The organism is Escherichia sp. MOD1-EC6021 (assembly GCF_002965245.1).
Taxonomy (GTDB): Bacteria; Pseudomonadota; Gammaproteobacteria; order Enterobacterales; family Enterobacteriaceae; genus Escherichia; species Escherichia coli_F.
Map to the genome: position 1 here is coordinate 141,449 of NZ_PTRU01000001.1, position 16,893 is coordinate 158,341.

General features: G+C 51.7%; 17 protein-coding genes. 9 read left to right on the plus strand and 8 right to left on the minus strand.

The window, feature by feature from the left end:
- Nucleotides 1–37 precede the first annotated feature (37 nt).
- Both BEB54_RS00800 and rbn read right to left on the minus strand, forming a co-directional pair.
- Nucleotides 38–1,252, minus strand: coding sequence for an ElaD/SseL family deubiquitinase (locus BEB54_RS00800; protein WP_105276828.1), 1,215 nt, complete (start codon nucleotides 1,250–1,252; stop codon nucleotides 38–40).
- 186 nt (nucleotides 1,253–1,438) lie between these two features.
- Nucleotides 1,439–2,356, minus strand: coding sequence for a ribonuclease BN (gene rbn / locus BEB54_RS00805; protein WP_105282122.1), 918 nt, complete (start codon nucleotides 2,354–2,356; stop codon nucleotides 1,439–1,441).
- Between the two features lie 64 nt (nucleotides 2,357–2,420).
- Here rbn and BEB54_RS00810 point away from each other — a divergent pair, with 64 nt between their 5' ends.
- The 9 genes from BEB54_RS00810 to pmrD all read left to right on the plus strand — a co-directional run bounded on the left by BEB54_RS00810 (nucleotide 2,421) and on the right by pmrD (nucleotide 10,692).
- Nucleotides 2,421–2,882 carry a GNAT family N-acetyltransferase gene (locus BEB54_RS00810; RefSeq protein ID WP_000574094.1) on the plus strand — a complete coding sequence of 154 codons (462 nt, stop codon included), beginning with the start codon at nucleotides 2,421–2,423 and terminating at the stop codon, nucleotides 2,880–2,882.
- Nucleotides 2,883–2,936: 54 nt separating this feature from the next.
- Complete coding sequence (gene elaB / locus BEB54_RS00815; protein ID WP_000070621.1) at nucleotides 2,937–3,242, plus strand: stress response protein ElaB; 306 nt, start codon at nucleotides 2,937–2,939, stop codon at nucleotides 3,240–3,242.
- A 78-nt stretch (nucleotides 3,243–3,320) separates the two neighbouring features.
- A complete protein-coding gene (gene menF / locus BEB54_RS00820; protein WP_105276829.1) occupies nucleotides 3,321–4,619 on the plus strand; it encodes an isochorismate synthase MenF in 1,299 nt (432 codons plus the stop codon).
- 85 nt (nucleotides 4,620–4,704) lie between these two features.
- The gene (menD, locus tag BEB54_RS00825) at nucleotides 4,705–6,375 is read left to right on the plus strand and encodes a 2-succinyl-5-enolpyruvyl-6-hydroxy-3-cyclohexene-1-carboxylic-acid synthase (protein ID WP_105276830.1); all 1,671 of its coding nucleotides are present in this window, start codon (nucleotides 4,705–4,707) and stop codon (nucleotides 6,373–6,375) included.
- Nucleotides 6,372–7,130 carry a 2-succinyl-6-hydroxy-2,4-cyclohexadiene-1-carboxylate synthase gene (gene menH / locus BEB54_RS00830; protein ID WP_105276831.1) on the plus strand — a complete coding sequence of 253 codons (759 nt, stop codon included), beginning with the start codon at nucleotides 6,372–6,374 and terminating at the stop codon, nucleotides 7,128–7,130. The genes menD and menH overlap by 4 nt, the downstream gene beginning before the upstream one ends.
- A 14-nt stretch (nucleotides 7,131–7,144) precedes the next feature.
- Nucleotides 7,145–8,002: a 1,4-dihydroxy-2-naphthoyl-CoA synthase gene (gene menB / locus BEB54_RS00835; protein ID WP_000640000.1), complete on the plus strand. Its 858-nt coding sequence runs from the start codon at nucleotides 7,145–7,147 to the stop codon at nucleotides 8,000–8,002.
- Complete coding sequence (gene menC, locus BEB54_RS00840; protein ID WP_105282109.1) at nucleotides 8,002–8,964, plus strand: o-succinylbenzoate synthase; 963 nt, start codon at nucleotides 8,002–8,004, stop codon at nucleotides 8,962–8,964. The genes menB and menC overlap by 1 nt, the downstream gene beginning before the upstream one ends.
- Entirely contained in the window at nucleotides 8,961–10,316 is a 1,356-nt protein-coding gene (gene menE, locus BEB54_RS00845) for an o-succinylbenzoate--CoA ligase (RefSeq protein ID WP_105276833.1), read from the plus strand. The genes menC and menE overlap by 4 nt, the downstream gene beginning before the upstream one ends.
- A gap of 109 nt (nucleotides 10,317–10,425) precedes the next feature.
- Nucleotides 10,426–10,692 carry a signal transduction protein PmrD gene (gene pmrD / locus BEB54_RS00850; protein ID WP_088541414.1) on the plus strand — a complete coding sequence of 89 codons (267 nt, stop codon included), beginning with the start codon at nucleotides 10,426–10,428 and terminating at the stop codon, nucleotides 10,690–10,692.
- Here pmrD and arnF read toward each other — a convergent pair.
- The 6 genes from arnF to arnC are packed head-to-tail and all read right to left on the minus strand — an operon-like array spanning nucleotide 10,686 to nucleotide 16,893.
- Entirely contained in the window at nucleotides 10,686–11,072 is a 387-nt protein-coding gene (gene arnF / locus BEB54_RS00855; protein WP_000523867.1) for a 4-amino-4-deoxy-L-arabinose-phosphoundecaprenol flippase subunit ArnF, read from the minus strand. The genes pmrD and arnF overlap by 7 nt on opposite strands.
- On the minus strand, nucleotides 11,072–11,407 hold the full coding sequence (arnE, locus tag BEB54_RS00860) for a 4-amino-4-deoxy-L-arabinose-phosphoundecaprenol flippase subunit ArnE (RefSeq protein WP_088541271.1): 336 nt from the start codon (nucleotides 11,405–11,407) through the stop codon (nucleotides 11,072–11,074). Before arnE ends, arnF begins: the two co-directional genes overlap by 1 nt.
- Entirely contained in the window at nucleotides 11,404–13,056 is a 1,653-nt protein-coding gene (gene arnT / locus BEB54_RS00865; RefSeq protein WP_105276834.1) for a lipid IV(A) 4-amino-4-deoxy-L-arabinosyltransferase, read from the minus strand. The genes arnE and arnT overlap by 4 nt, the downstream gene beginning before the upstream one ends.
- Nucleotides 13,056–13,946 (minus strand): 4-deoxy-4-formamido-L-arabinose-phosphoundecaprenol deformylase, encoded by an 891-nt coding sequence (gene arnD / locus BEB54_RS00870; RefSeq protein WP_032303434.1) that lies wholly within the window; start codon nucleotides 13,944–13,946, stop codon nucleotides 13,056–13,058. The genes arnT and arnD overlap by 1 nt, the downstream gene beginning before the upstream one ends.
- Entirely contained in the window at nucleotides 13,943–15,925 is a 1,983-nt protein-coding gene (arnA, locus tag BEB54_RS00875) for a bifunctional UDP-4-amino-4-deoxy-L-arabinose formyltransferase/UDP-glucuronic acid oxidase ArnA (protein ID WP_105276835.1), read from the minus strand. The genes arnD and arnA overlap by 4 nt, the downstream gene beginning before the upstream one ends.
- Nucleotides 15,925–16,893, minus strand: a complete 969-nt coding sequence (gene arnC, locus BEB54_RS00880; protein ID WP_000461649.1) for an undecaprenyl-phosphate 4-deoxy-4-formamido-L-arabinose transferase — start codon at nucleotides 16,891–16,893, stop codon at nucleotides 15,925–15,927. Before arnC ends, arnA begins: the two co-directional genes overlap by 1 nt.

Genomic DNA, 16,893 nt, shown 5'->3' on the forward strand with positions numbered 1-16,893 from the left:
CATATTTGCTGACTGGTCGAATTGACTAACAATGATGTTAACTTACTCTTTTGCCTGATGCTCTATTTTGGGGTTGTGAGTGTTTTATTTCTAAGTCTCTATAATAATCATTGATATTTGCATCGCCATATTTATCTAAATAACAATTTCTGTTTACCTGTCGATGTTGAAAATCAATTTCGTACTGCTCTTCTGCTGAATATTTTTTAAATCTGTCAGCATAGTTTTTTAATAACGTATAGGGAGCGCTGTCAGAATTGCTTTCCCTTTGTTCAATTACTTCTTTGGCTGCCATGCACACAAATGCACCGCAACTTTGGCTTAAGTATTGCTGAAGATCGGCATGTAAAAATGTTATCTCTTGTTCAGTTAAATGATCTATTATATTCTTATTATTCGGCATTTCCCCCATGAATTTAGAATTGAAACTATTAATGACACGCTTAAGTGAATTTTCTTTATCATGGCCTAGTGCACGTAATGAGTTGAATATGACGCATTTTATTTGTTGTGTGTTATTTTTTTCATTAACTATTTTTTGTAGCGAAACTAATATCCAGTGTCCGCCAGTATTTATGGGGAATAACTGGACTTCTTTCGGCCATGATGGATCGCTCTTAATATTATCATTGAGAGCGATTTCCAGGTAAGTGCTGTTGGAATCGGGGAGGTAGAGACCAGTAGGATAATTGACTTGAGTATTTTTTGCATTAGCGGCGATCTTCTGAAGATAGCAATCTATTTCATCCGTGGTTAATTGACGATTTTTATCCCAGAAGTTTGTACCATCGCTCAGTTCATTATTCTTATCATTTAAAAGTACCTTTGAAAGCGACTGTTTTTCTGATATGAGAGGAATGTCCTCACCGATAATTGTCATTAATTTCGAAGGGGAGAATAGTTTTTTGAACAGGAGATTATCTGAATTATGTGATTTGAGGGGGTGTTTGGTTGCGGTATGTGCCAAATTATATAATTTTAAACAGGCATTTTTTATAAGCTTGATAATCGATAGGGTATCATTTGTTGGGTTTCTAACAATATGGTAAAGAATATCTTCAGCTTTTTTTCCAAATTCATCATAACCTAACGCAATATTATGCAGTAACTCAATGCTTTCTTCATCTCCGGATAACGCTGTTTTTTTTAAAGACTGCAGTAATTCCTCGGTCACAGTAAATTTTTCTGCAAATGTCTGACAGAGTTGGGTTTGAGATAATTGACAATAATTGCTGACAACTGTAACCATCATAGGCTCCTTTTAGTTGCAAAGATTGTGCTGAATGAAGATAAAAAGAGGCAACTTATTGCTCTGAATATAGTGCGTGCGGAGATGAATAAATATCAAAAATCGCTCAATATGCCCGTGTGGGTGGATATATGTGGCGCGGGTTGCGATAACAGGGCAAGTTTCGCCCTGTTTTAGTAGGAAGCAGAGTTAAACGTTAAACACGGTGAAATCATGCGCCAGTTCAGTCGCCGGGAAAATTGACCTGCATTCACGTAACAGGTGCTGACAACCTTTGTCATCATAGCGCGAGCTGACGTGGGTAATGATTAGCTTACCGACTCCAGCCTCACGGGCCAGTGTCGCAGCCTGGCGTGTAGAGCTATGACCGCGACTATTGGCTTTGGCTTCCATGGTTATATCCAGCGTCGCTTCGTGCACCATGACATCGACACCTTTAGCCAGGTCAAGTGCGGCATCGCAGGGGCCGGTATCGCCGAAAATAGCGAGCGCTTTACCTGGCACTGGAGCAGCTAAGTAATCTGCGCCGTTAATCTGCCTTCCATCTTCCAGCGTGATTGTTTTGCCCGCTTTTAATTCCTGAAACAGTGGGCCAGGCGGCACGCCAGCAGCTTTTAATGCCTGGGCATTTAATGCACCCGGTTTATCATGTTCTTCAATACGATAGCCATAACATTCCAGTGGGTGTACCAGCGGATAAGCGGTTACTTTGCGCAGGCCATCATCGAAAATTTCGCCAGCGCCAATTTCGACAATTTCCAGCGGATAATCGGTCCATGAGCCGCTAATCCGCAGCGCAGTCTCCACAAATTCACGGAGACCTTGCGGACCATAAATCGTTAAGGGTTGGACAATACCAGACATAGAACGACTGCACAGCAAGCCGGGTAAACCAAAGAGATGATCGCCATGAAGATGGCTGATAAAAATCTTGTCCAGTTTTCCAGGGTTAAAGGCGGTATGCAGTAGCTGATGCTGGGTGCCTTCACCGCAGTCAAACAACCAAAGCCCGCTCTGGGTCGGATGTTGCAGGTTAAGCAATATTGCCGTGACATTGCGCGTACGGGTTGGCACACCGGCTGAAGTACCTAAAAAAATTAATTCCATGAGTTCATCACGTTTCAAAAAATATTCCGGCTAGTATAAGGCATACATCTAAAAGGAGAGCATTATGATTGAATGGCAAGATCTGCATCACTCTGAATTATCGGTTTCCCAGCTTTATGCCTTATTACAACTGCGTTGCGCGGTTTTTGTTGTTGAGCAGAATTGCCCTTATCAGGATATCGATGGTGATGATTTGACGGGGGATAATCGCCATATTCTCGGTTGGAAAAATGATGAACTGGTGGCGTATGCGAGGATTCTGAAAAGTGATGATGATCTTGAGCCGGTCGTTATAGGTCGGGTGATTGTCAGTGAAGCGTTGCGTGGCGAAAAAGTGGGGCAGCAGCTGATGAGTAAAACACTCGAAACATGTACGCGTCACTGGCCTGATAAACCTGTTTACCTCGGGGCGCAGGCGCATCTGCAAAACTTCTACCAAAGTTTTGGCTTTATCCCTGTGACGGAGGTCTATGAAGAAGATGGTATCCCACACATTGGGATGGCACGCGAGGTAATTCAGGCGTAATCAATAACCATTGTCTATAGTTAGTGACAGGTTTTACGCAAATGGAGAACGAGAATGTCTAATCAGTTTGGTGATACACGTATCGATGACGACCTGACGCTGCTTAGTGAAACACTGGAAGAGGTGCTCCGCTCCTCTGGCGATCCCGCCGATCAGAAATATGTTGAGCTGAAAGCGCGTGCAGAAAAAGCGCTGGATGATGTGAAAAAACGGGTTAGCCAGGCTTCAGACAGTTATTACTATCGGGCGAAGCAGGCTGTTTATCGTGCTGATGACTACGTCCACGAAAAACCCTGGCAAGGAATTGGGGTGGGCGCGGCCGTTGGGCTGGTATTAGGACTGTTGCTGGCACGCCGTTAAAACCTCCCTACACCGGGGTACTGCATTTTTTTTGTAGTACCCCGTATAATGTGAGGCTTTTAACAGGGAGAGGTCCGCGTGCAATCACTCACTACGGCGCTGGAAAATCTACTGCGCCTTTTGTCGCAAGAGATTCCAGCGACACCCGGCATTCGGGTTATTGATACTCCTTTCCCTCTCAAAGATGCTTTTGATGCCTTGAGCTGGCTGGCCAGTCAGCAAACGTATCCGCAATTCTACTGGCAACAACGTAATGGTGATGAAGAAGCTGCCGTCCTGGGCGCGATTACCCATTTTACCTCGTTGGACCAGGCGCAACGTTTTCTTCACCAGCACCCGGAACATGCCGACTTACGCATCTGGGGGCTGAATGCGTTTGACCCGTCGCAGGGCAATTTACTTTTACCCCGCCTGGAATGGCGACGCTGTGGCGGTAAAGCCACGCTGCGGCTGACGCTATTCAGCGAAAGCTCCCTTCAGCACGATGCGATAAAGGCAAAAGAATTTATCGCCACACTGGTGAGTATCAAGTCCCTGCCAGGGTTACATTTAACCACCACGCGAGAACAACACTGGCCGGACAAAACGGGCTGGACGCGATTAATCGAACTGGCAACGCAAACTATCGCCGAAGGTGAACTCGACAAAGTCGTTTTTGCACGGGCGACCGACCTGCATTTTGCAAGCCCGGTTAACGCAGCGGCGATGATGGCAGCCAGCCGTCGGCTCAATCTGAACTGCTATCATTTCTTTATGGCCTTTGATGGCGAGACCGCGTTTCTGGGTTCGTCTCCTGAGCGGCTATGGCGGCGGCGTGCCAAAGCGCTGCGTACTGAAGCGCTGGCGGGAACGGTAGCAAATCATCCTGATGATAAGCAGGCGCAGCAGTTGGGCGAGTGGCTGATGGCGGATGATAAAAACCAGCGCGAGAACATGCTGGTGGTGGAAGATATCTGCCAACGATTGCAGGCCGATACCCAGACGCTGGATGTTTTACCACCGCAGGTACTGCGTCTGCGTAAAGTGCAGCATCTGCGCCGCTGTATCTGGACTTCACTCAACAAAGCGGATGATGTGATCTGTTTACATCAGTTGCAGCCAACGGCCGCGGTTGCGGGCTTACCGCGTGACCTGGCGCGGCAGTTTATCGCCCGTCACGAACCGTTCACCCGTGAATGGTATGCCGGTTCCGCGGGCTATCTTTCGTTACAACAAAGCGAATTCTGCGTTTCCCTGCGCTCAGCAAAAATTAGCGGCAATGTCGTGCGATTATATGCTGGCGCGGGCATTGTCCGTGGTTCTGACCCCGAGCAAGAGTGGCAGGAAATCGACAACAAAGCGGCAGGGCTGCGTACTTTATTACAAATGGAAGAGTAATGAGTCGCATCATTACCGATTCATATCAATAATCTATTTTTGTAGCTCCTTATACTTAGCCGCAATATTGATACCGGACAAACTCATGTCAGTAAGCGCATTTAACCGACGCTGGGCGGCGGTCATTCTGGAAGCATTAACGCGTCACGGCGTCAGACACATCTGTATCGCCCCTGGCTCGCGTTCTACACCGTTAACGTTAGCGGCGGCGGAGAATTCCGCATTTATTCACCACACCCATTTTGATGAGCGTGGACTGGGGCATCTGGCGCTGGGGCTGGCGAAAGTCAGCAAGCAGCCGGTGGCGGTGATTGTGACCTCCGGCACGGCGGTAGCAAATCTCTATCCGGCACTAATAGAAGCTGGGTTAACCGGAGAAAAACTGATCCTGTTAACCGCCGATCGCCCGCCGGAGCTCATTGACTGCGGCGCGAATCAGGCGATTCGTCAGCCGGGAATGTTCGCCTCTCATCCTACGCATAGCATTTCACTGCCGCGCCCGACGCAGGATATTTCTGCCCGTTGGCTGGTCTCTACTATCGACCACGCCCTTGGTACGCTTCATGCTGGAGGAGTCCATATCAACTGCCCGTTTGCTGAACCGCTATATGGCGAGATGGACGACTTCGGGCTTAGTTGGCAACAGCGTCTTGGCGACTGGTGGCAGGACGATAAACCGTGGCTGCGTGAAGCGCCTCGTCTGGAAAGTGAAAAACAGCGTGACTGGTTCTTCTGGCGACAAAAGCGCGGCGTGGTGGTTGCTGGTCGCATGAGTGCGGAAGAGGGCAAAAAAGTTGCTCTGTGGGCGCAAACTCTTGGCTGGCCGCTGATTGGCGACGTCCTGTCGCAAACCGGACAGCCGCTGCCGTGTGCCGATCTCTGGTTAGGCAATGCCAAAGCGACCAGCGAACTGCAACAGGCGCAGATTGTGGTGCAACTGGGCAGCAGCCTGACGGGCAAACGGCTCCTGCAATGGCAGGCAAGCTGTGAACCCGAAGAGTACTGGATTGTTGATGACATTGAAGGTCGACTTGATCCAGCACACCATCGCGGACGCCGCTTAATTGCCAATATTGCCGACTGGCTGGAGCTGCATCCGGCAGAAAAACGCCAGCCCTGGTGCGTTGAAATCCCGCGCCTGGCGGAACAGGCAATGCAGGCGGTTATTGCCCGTCGCGATGCGTTTGGCGAAGCGCAACTGGCGCATCGCATCAGCGACTATTTGCCGGAACAGGGGCAACTGTTTGTTGGCAACAGCCTGGTGGTACGTCTGATTGATGCGCTTTCGCAACTTCCGGCAGGTTACCCGGTGTACAGCAATCGTGGGGCCAGCGGTATTGACGGGCTGCTTTCTACTGCCGCAGGCGTTCAGCGGGCCAGTGGCAAACCGACGCTGGCGATTGTGGGCGATCTCTCAGCACTTTACGATCTCAACGCGCTGGCGCTATTGCGCCAGGTTTCCGCGCCGCTGGTATTAATTGTGGTGAACAACAATGGCGGGCAAATTTTCTCGCTGTTGCCAACGCCGAAAAACGAGCGCGAGCGTTTCTATCTGATGCCGCAAAACGTCCATTTTGAGCACGCCGCCGCGATGTTCGAGCTGAAATATCATCGTCCGCAAAACTGGCAGGAACTTGAAACGGCACTTGCCGACGCCTGGCGCACGCCGACCACCACGGTAATTGAAATGGTGGTTAACGACACCGATGGTGCGCAAACCCTCCAGCAACTGCTGGCGCAGGTAAGCCATTTATGATCCTGCACGCGCAGGCAAAACACGGCAAACCAGGTTTACCCTGGCTGGTGTTTTTGCACGGTTTTTCCGGCGATTGCCAGGAATGGCAAGAAGTGGGCGAGGCGTTTGCCGACTACTCGCGGTTGTATGTTGATCTCCCTGGTCACGGTGGTTCGGCAGCAATTAGCGTCGATGGATTTGATGATGTCACCGGCTTACTGCGTAAAACTCTGGTTAGTTACAACATCCTTAACTTCTGGCTGGTGGGGTACTCGCTCGGCGGACGGGTGGCGATGATGGCGGCTTGTCAGGGGATGCCGGGGCTGAGTGGGGTTGTGGTCGAAGGCGGGCATCCGGGATTGCAAAGTGCTGAACAACGCACGGAACGTCTGCTTTCCGATCGCCAATGGGCGCAGCGTTTTCGCACAGAACCATTAACGGCGGTATTTGCCGACTGGTATCAACAGCCTGTCTTTGCCTCGCTCAATGACGATCAACGCCGGGAGCTGGTGGCGCTGCGTAGCCACAATAACGGTGTAACGCTTGCTACTATGCTGGAGGCCACTTCTCTCGCCGTCCAGCCTGATTTACGTGCTAACCTTAGCGCCCGCACATTTGCGTTTTATTATTTATGTGGTGAACGTGACAGCAAATTCCGCGCTCTGGCGGCGGAACTGGCTGCCGACTGCCATGTCATTCCTCGCGCCGGACATAACGCGCACCGGGAAAATCCCGCTGGCGTAATCGCAAGTCTGGCGCAGATCTTGCGTTTCTGACTAAAGGACACAATATGATTTATCCTGATGAAGCAATGCTTTACGCACCGGTTGAATGGCACGACTGCTCCGAAGGTTTCGAGGACATTCGTTATGAAAAATCCACCGACGGTATCGCAAAAATCACCATTAATCGTCCGCAGGTGCGCAATGCCTTTCGTCCTCTGACGGTAAAAGAGATGATCCAGGCACTGGCAGATGCGCGTTATGACGATAACATCGGCGTAATTATTCTGACTGGTGCAGGCGATAAAGCGTTCTGCTCTGGTGGCGACCAGAAAGTGCGTGGCGATTACGGCGGCTATAAAGATGATTCCGGCGTACATCATTTGAATGTGCTGGACTTCCAGCGTCAGATCCGTACCTGTCCGAAACCGGTTGTCGCGATGGTAGCGGGTTACTCCATCGGCGGCGGTCACGTTCTGCACATGATGTGCGACCTGACCATCGCGGCGGAAAACGCCATCTTCGGTCAGACTGGCCCGAAAGTCGGTTCCTTCGATGGCGGCTGGGGCGCTTCCTATATGGCGCGCATTGTTGGGCAGAAAAAAGCGCGTGAAATCTGGTTCCTGTGCCGTCAGTACGACGCGAAACAAGCGCTGGATATGGGCCTTGTCAACACCGTGGTGCCGCTGGCAGATCTGGAAAAAGAAACCGTGCGTTGGTGCCGCGAAATGCTGCAAAACAGCCCGATGGCGCTGCGTTGCCTGAAAGCTGCGCTGAACGCTGACTGTGACGGTCAGGCGGGTCTGCAGGAGCTGGCGGGCAATGCCACCATGCTGTTCTACATGACAGAAGAAGGTCAGGAAGGTCGCAACGCCTTCAACCAGAAACGTCAGCCTGACTTCAGCAAATTTAAACGGAATCCGTAATGCGTAGCGCGCAGGTATACCGCTGGCAGATCCCCATGGACGCGGGGGTGGTTCTGCGCGACAGGCGGTTAAAAACCCGCGACGGGCTGTATGTTTGCCTGCGTGAGGGCGAGTGCGAAGGGTGGGGGGAGATCTCCCCACTGCCGGGCTTCAGTCAGGAAACCTGGGAAGAGGCGCAAAGTGCGCTGCTTGCCTGGGTAAATAACTGGCTGGCAGGCGATTGCGAATTACCGCAAATGCCTTCCGTCGCCTTTGGCGTAAGCTGTGCATTGGCGGAGCTGGCAGACACGTTACCACAGGCGGCCAATTATCGTGCGGCACCACTGTGTAATGGCGATCCGGACGATCTGATCCTGAAACTTGCCGATATGCCAGGTGAGAAAGTGGCGAAGGTCAAGGTGGGATTGTACGAAGCGGTGCGCGACGGCATGGTGGTGAATCTGTTGCTGGAGGCCATTCCGGATCTGCATTTGCGTCTTGATGCGAATCGCGCCTGGACGCCGCTGAAAGGCCAGCAGTTTGCCAAATACGTTAACCCGGATTATCGCCACCGCATCGCGTTTCTCGAAGAACCGTGCAAAACCCGCGAGGATTCCCGCGCCTTTGCCCGTGAAACGGGTATTGCCATTGCCTGGGATGAAAGCCTGCGTGAGCCGGATTTTGCCTTTGTGGCGGAAGAAGGCGTGCGAGCGATGGTGATCAAACCCACGCTCACGGGCAGCCTGGAGAAAGTGCGCGAGCAGGTGCAGGCGGCGCACGCGCTGGGGCTGACGGCGGTGATCAGTTCATCTATTGAGTCGAGCTTAGGCTTAACGCAACTGGCGCGGATTGCCGCCTGGTTAACGCCAGACACCATTCCGGGGCTGGACACGCTGGATCTGATGCAGGCGCAGCAGGTTCGTCGCTGGCCGGGTAGCCCGCTACCGTTAGTGGAAGTTGATGCACTGGAGCGGCTGTTATGATCTTCTCTGACTGGCCGTGGCGTCACTGGCGGCAAGTGCGGGGAGAAGCCATCGCCTTACGTCTTAATGACGAGCAACTTAACTGGCGCGAGCTTTGTGCTCGCGTCGATGAATTAGCCTCCGGCTTTGCGGCGCAGGGCGTTGTTGAGGGCAGCGGCGTGATGTTGCGGGCGTGGAATACGCCGCAAACGCTGCTCTCCTGGCTGGCGCTACTGCAATGCGGAGCGCGGGTGCTGCCCGTGAATCCACAGTTGCCGCAACCGTTGCTTGAGGAATTGTTGCCCAATCTGACGCTGCAATTTGCACTTGTGCCGGAAGGGGAAAACACATTTTCGGCGTTAACGTCGCTGCACATTCAGCTGGTTGAAGGCGCACATGCCGCTGCGTGGCAGCCGACGCGTCTGTGCTCAATGACGTTGACCTCCGGCTCTACCGGTTTGCCGAAAGCCGCTGTTCATACTTATCAGGCCCATCTTGCCAGTGCGCAAGGTGTGTTATCGCTGATACCGTTTGGCGAGCACGATGACTGGTTGCTCTCTTTACCGCTGTTTCACGTCTCCGGTCAGGGAATTATGTGGCGCTGGTTATACGCTGGTGCGCGGATGACGGTACGTGATAAACAGCCATTGGAGCAAATGCTGGCAGGCTGTACTCACGCTTCACTGGTGCCAACACAACTCTGGCGTTTGCTGGTTAACCGCAGTTCCGTTTCCCTGAAAGCGGTGTTACTTGGCGGTGCGGCAATTCCGGTCGAGTTGACGGAACAGGCGCGCGAGCAGGGGATTCGTTGCTTTTGCGGCTATGGTCTGACCGAGTTTGCCTCCACTGTGTGTGCGAAAGAAGCCGACGGTCTGGCAGACGTCGGTTCGCCGCTACCGGGTCGGGAAGTGAAAATCGTAAACGACGAAGTGTGGCTGCGGGCTGCCAGCATGGCAGAAGGTTACTGGCGTAACGGGCAACTGGTTCCACTGGTTAATGACGAAGGCTGGTACGCCACGCGCGATCGCGGTGAGATGCATAATGGCAAGCTGACAATTGTCGGACGTTTAGACAATCTGTTCTTCAGTGGTGGCGAAGGCATTCAGCCGGAAGAGGTGGAGCGTGTTATTGCTGCACATCCTGCGGTTTTGCAGGTGTTTATCGTCCCCGTCGCGGACAAGGAGTTTGGTCATCGACCGGTAGCGGTGGTGGAGTATGACCAGCAAACCGTTGATCTTGGCGAATGGGTGAAAGATAAGCTGGCCCGTTTTCAGCAACCGGTGCGTTGGCTGACGCTTCCACCTGAACTGAAAAACGGTGGTATTAAGATTTCACGTCAGGCGCTAAAAGAGTGGGTGCAACGCCAGCAATAATTAACCATCCGTTGCACTTCTCATTTCTGCCATTCCATTGCCGTTGATAAAGAGTTTATCTGTTAATCTGTAAATTGATGTGAAAACTCTTAGCAAACAGGATAATGCAATGGAATGGCTGGTCAAAAAATCGTGCTGCGATAAACAAGATAACAGACATGTACTTATGCTCTGCGATGCTGGCGGCGCGATAAAAATGATCGCCGAAGTGAAGAGTGACTACGCCGTGAAAGTGGGCGATTTACTCTCCCCTTTGCAGAATGCGCTTTACTGCATTAATCGTGAAAAGCTACATACGGTGAAAGTCCTCTCGGCATGCAGCTACAGCCCCGATGAGTGGGAACGGCAGTGTCAATCGGCTGAGAAAACTCAGTAACGTTGTTTTGTCGTGGGCAGGAAAATCAGCATCAACCCACTCATAATACAGGCTACTCCCAGTAGTGCCTTCAGAGAAAAAGTTCCTTCCCAGCCGGGAAGTATCATTGATGCAATCCATACCAGCACATAGCTCATACTGAGCAAGGCATAGGCTTTGCTTAACGCAAGTTTATGTAGCGTTTTATACCAACAAAAAACGGAAAGCAGATAACCCAGCAGCCCGAGTAACAGTATCCGGGCATCCAGGCCAAAAGCTAACAGCGCCGCGATAAAATCCCATAAGTGCGTCATCGGCGGTAGATGACTCGCCGCATAACCCAGGCTTAATTGCGCAGCTGAGGCAATAATGACGCTGAATAATCCCCACATCAGGCCCATTACACCGTACTCCCGAGGATCACAATGCCGCCAATAATGAACGCCACCCCACACCAGTGACGCAGTGATACCGGCTCGTGCCACAGTTTTACTGCAGCCAGCGTCACCCAGACAAAATTCAGACTTAACATCGGGTAGGCAATGCCTACCGGTACGTTCTGCAAGACCAGCAGCCAGAGCACCATGGCAAGGCCAAGACAAGCCAGCGCCAGTCCCAGCCACAGCACGATATGTCTGCGCCGTTTGTTTATCGCCACAAAGCAGGTTGCTTGTTTCTGACACAACTGCCCGGCAACGCTAAGCAAGCTGGCAAAGACTAATGTTAGCCAGATCATTTGGGCCGATACTGAATCAGCACCAGACGCTCCTGACGATCGATGGCATCTGCGGGCGGAATGGCGAGACTGTTGATATCTTCATCGCGGTCAACCGAAAGCACGAGTGTAATAACCCCCTCCTGACGATGTTGATTAAGCCAGTTTGCGAACTCATCACCGCTGACAAATCTCCCTTTCGCATCCGGATAATTTAGGCCGTATTTCAATTCCCCTGTCTGGCGATACATGATGATGTCATCACGTCTCAGGCTCCATGCCAGACCAGCAGCAACGCCGACGCTATCGGTAAGAATATAGCGGCTTGGCTGCAGTGATTCTTGTGTCGTCTCGACAAAAAATTGCGGATGTTTTCCTTCCATGACTCTGTCAGGAATTGAAAATCCTACCAGCAACGCCAGCCCAAGCGGGCAAAGTGCGGCAAAAGGCCAGTTTTTTTCGACGTTTGTTAAGGTATACCAGCCGAAAAATGCCCATAGCGAAAAAATCGACCATGCACAGAAGACTTTATAGCTCTCGAAGGTTTGCCACACCGGCGTGCTCATAGGTCCCCAGGGGGAGACCACAAACGTAGCAATAATGCCAGTGACGCCAAAAGCGATGTTAATCCAGCCATTAATCCGCAACGCCAGAGGATTATTTTTTGCTGCCAGCAAAGCGTAATGCGCCATCAGCATTGCCAGAGGTGCAAAGCAGGAAAGAATATAGGTGGGCAATTTGCCTTTGGCAACGGAGAAAAACAGCAGCGGCATTACCGCCCAGCTCAATAAATAGACGGTTGCGGAATGCTTGCGGTTTTTCCAGCCTGTGTACAGTGCTCCGGGGAGTAATCCCAGCCACGGCAGGCTACCGGCAATGATGACCGGCAAGTAGTACCAGAACGGAGCTCTATGCTGGGCATCATCCAGTGCAAAGCGTTGAATATGCTCAACCCAGAAAAAATAGTGCCAGAAGTCAGGCTCCCGCTGCGCTATCGCCAGTCCCCAGGGGAGAACCGTCAGTACGCAACTGATAACCGCCAGCCAGCCGTAAATAAAGAGATCTTTCCAGCGTTTTTGCGTTGCAACCCATGGCAGCACGCTTAATACCGGCACGGCAAGGGCGAGAAAACCTTTGGTCATCACCCCCATGCCGCAGGTGATTCCCAGCAGTAAAAATCCCGCGCTTTTGCCTTTCCACGTCTGTGCCTGCATTGCCAGCCAGAAGCTGCACATTCCCGCCACCAGCCAGAATGCAATAAACGGATCGAGCACGGCATAAGTGCCAATGGCATAGACAATAAACAGTGAGAGATAAATCACTGCGGCGAGTAGAGCCAGACGTTTATCGCGCCATAAGCGCAGGGTAAACCAGGTCACCAGCGCGGCAGTTAACAGGGTCGCAAAGATAACGCCTGCCCGCACACCAAAGTTATTTGCGCCAAATAGCCATTGCCCAATACTGTTAATCCAGTATCCGGCAATGGGTTTTTCGAAATAACGTAGCCCTAACATATGGGGCACAATCCAGTCGCCGGATGCCAGCATTTCCCGACTGATTTCCGCATAACGCGTTTCATCTGGTTGCCAGAGCAGACGCGTGCTGATCGGTAACAGGTAATAGCAGGCAATAAACGCGAAGAGGCCGATAAGGTAACGTACCGATTTCATCAGCGACTACCCGCAATTTGTTGGCAACCCAGCCAGCCTTCACGTCCGGCAATATTTCCGCGAACAACTTGTCCGAGCGGCAACGTCCCTGATAACAGTTCGCTTAAAGGGCAAAATGTCACGCCTTCCTGGGCTGCGCGTTTCAGGAGATCCACAAAATTATGCTGATAAGCGCAGCCTTCAACTTCTGCATGAATGGTATAAACCGGCGTGCCTTTATCTCGCAGGATGCGGTTGAGTAACCAACCGTTAAAATCTTCAGCTTTCACATCCCGACCAATCACTTCATCCCAGGTGGGTAAGGTCACCGGAATTTGCGCCGTGCCGGGTTTTCCTGTTTCGAGCAATGGACGAAACGGCATAGCCCCACGACAATCGCTGTTGTAGCGCAAATGGAACGCTTCTTTTGCTTCGATCACCTGCTGGTCGGCACGCCAGCCAGCGGCTGCGGAGCAGGTTACCGGTTGGCCGATAATTTCTTCCAGGGTGCGAAGGCCGCGTGCGATATCGTCGACCATTGTTTGCCGATCCCAGTTACTGCTATGGGCTTGCCAGGCATGGTGATCCCAGGCGTGCAGGCCGACTTCGTGATGTTTAGCCGCTTCACGAATGATATCGGCATTGGCATGACCAATCTCTTTACCTGGCCAGGCCGTACCTGCCAGTAAAATATCCCAGCCATAAAGCGATGCCGCGTTTGAGCGCAGCATCTTCCACAAAAACTGTGGCTTCACCAGTCGCCAGAGATGGCGGCCCATATTGTCCGGGCCGACGCTGAAAAAAATGCTGGCCTGAATATTATGCTTACTCAAGATTTCCAGCAGACGCGGCACGCCTTCACGGGTGCCACGAAAGGTATCGACATCAATGCGTAAGCCTACTTTTGTCATGATGGTTTATCCGTAAGCTCGACGGTGCGCAAGAAGAAATCCAGCGTTTCGTCGATGGTTTCCTGCATATCAATTTTGGGTTCCCAGTCCAGGCAGCGGCGGGCATTACGGATGCTTGGTTTACGATGCTCTACGTCCTGATATCCCTTGCCGTAGTAGCTGCTACTTTCGACAACGCGAAAGCCCGCAAACGGTGGGAAGTGATGGCGCAGCGGATGTTTTTCGAAGCTCGCCAGCAGCATCTCGCCCAGTTCCTCAATGCTCGCTTCGTTATCAGGATTGCCAATGTTGATAATTTCGCCGTCGCAGCGATTGCCTGCATTTTCGATAATGCGATACAACGCTTCAATGCCATCCCGGATATCAGTAAAGCAGCGTTTTTGTTTTCCGCCATCAATCAGCTTAATCGGTGAACCTTCCACCAGGTTGAGAATGAGTTGCGTAATAGCGCGGGAGCTGCCAATTCGCGCTGCATTAAGGTTATCCAGTCGTGGCCCCATCCAGTTAAACGGGCGGAAGAGGGTAAACTGTAAACCCTCTTTTTCGCCATAGGCCCAGATCACTCGATCAAGTAATTGTTTAGACACCGAATAGATCCAGCGTGGTTTATTCACCGGGCCGACGATTAAATTAGAATGGTCTTCATCGAAGTATTTATCGCTACACATCCCATAAACTTCTGAAGTCGACGGGAAGATGATTCGCTTACGGTACTTCACGCAGTAGCGGATAATGCGCAGATTCTCTTCAAAATCGAGTTCAAATACGCGCAGCGGGTTGCGGGTATATTCAATCGGCGTGGCTATCGCCACCAAAGGCAAGACGACATCACATTTTTTGACGTGATACTCAATCCATTCGGAATGAATACTGATATCGCCTTCGACAAAGTGAAAATGCGGATGATTCAGAAAACGGCTTATCGCATCGCTGCCGATATCCAGACCGTAGACTTCATAGTGATCTTCGCGCAGCAGGCGTTCTGTCAGATGGTTGCCAATAAAGCCATTCACCCCGAGGATGAGTACCCGTGTACGGCGTCGGGCGGCGCAGGCAGGCTGGCTATTCAAGCGTGAACCTTGCACCAGCCCCAGTGTCTGCGCCAATTGCGAGCCTTGCATAGTAATGCCGTCGCCCGCCTGTCCGGTGACGATTTCCAGCGCGCCATCGCCACAGGCAATCAGCAACGGCGCAACAGAAATCACGCTTCCCGGCTGCGCTGCGGATGTATGAGGATGTACGCGTGACGACCAGACGGTAAATTTTTGATTACCAACATAGCTGAAGGCTCCCGGCCACGGATCGGCGACGGCACGCACCATGTTATGCAATACTGCTGCCGGTTTATGCCACTCGAGGAAGCTGTCTTCTGGCGTTCTGCGACCAAAACAGGTGGCTTCGTTTTCGCGCTGGACGATTTCCAGAATATTACCGTCTTTAATGGCGGGTAATGTCTGCTCCAGTAGCTGGCGCGCGGCATGGCATAACTTGTGATGAAGCGTAATGGCGATATCGTCTGGCGCAATGGCAATGCGCAATTGGGCCACAATGGCCCCAGCATCGGCACGTTTCACCATTCGGTGCAATGTCACGCCAGTTTCCGTTTCACCGTTCACCAGCACCCAGTTCAGCGGCGCGCGACCACGATATTTTGGTAACAGCGAACCATGCAGATTAAATGCGCCTGCAGGGGCGAGCTGCAAAATCTCGTCGTGAATAAGATGGCGATAATAAAACGAGAAAATCACCTCCGGCGACATTTGGGCAATGCGCTCCACCCATAGTGGATGATTAACGTTATCCGGCGCGTAAACCGGAATGCCTCTTTCCGCTGCAAGTCGGGCAACCGAACCATAAAAGGCTTTTTCACAGGGATTATCACTATGAGTAAAAATAGCGCTAATTTCGTAACCGGCAGCCAGCAGGGCTTCAATACCGAGGCATCCCATATCGTGGTAAGCAAAAACGACAGTTTTCATTATTCATTTTCCTTGCTGGATGGACGGATAACTTGCTGAACAAAATAGCGGGGGCGGGCGCGGACATCGGTGTAGATCCTGCCGATATATTCACCGAGTAGTCCCATGCCGATAAACTGAGCGCCAATAAAAGTAAACAGCACGGCAAATAGCATAAAGACGCCTTCTGCCGCCCATTGTGGTCCGAAGGTCAGGCGTAAAATCACCAGCAGCACCGCAATGCTAAAACCTCCAATCGCAATAATGCTGCCAAGCAGACTCAGCATACGTAGCGGCGTAGTGGTAAGGCAGGTCACCAGGTCGTACATCAAATTAATCAGGCGCATAAAGCTGTATTTGGATTCACCAAACTCACGCTCGGCATGATGCACTGGAATTTCAATGGCGCGGCGGGCGAAGATATTCGCCAGAATCGGGATAAAGGTGCTGCGTTCATGGCAGTGCAACATCGCATCGACAATATGACGGCGATAGGCGCGCAGCATACAACCGTAGTCACCCATTGCTTTGCCGGTGGTGCGCTGAATAAGTCGGTTGATCATCTTCGAAGCGGTTTTACGAAACCAGCTGTCCTGGCGGTTCTGGCGTACAGTTCCTACTACGTCGTAACCTTCATCGGCTTTTGCCACCAGGCGGGGGATCTCCTCTGGAGGATTCTGGAGATCGGCATCGAGGGTAATAATTAAGTCGCCGGTAACGTGACTGAAACCCGCCATAATCGCTGAATGTTGTCCGTAATTGCGGTTAAGCAAAATAGACACAATATGGCTGCCCTCCACTAGCGAAGCTTCGACCAGCATATGCGCGGAATTATCGCTACTGCCGTCATCAATCAGCAGGATCTCATACTCTTTCCCCAGTGATTCACAGGCTGTGGTGGTGCGCCTGATTAATTCCGGTAAGCTTTCCTGCTCGTTATAAACGGGAATAACCACCGAGACTTTCTTAACAGGGTGGATTTCAAACAT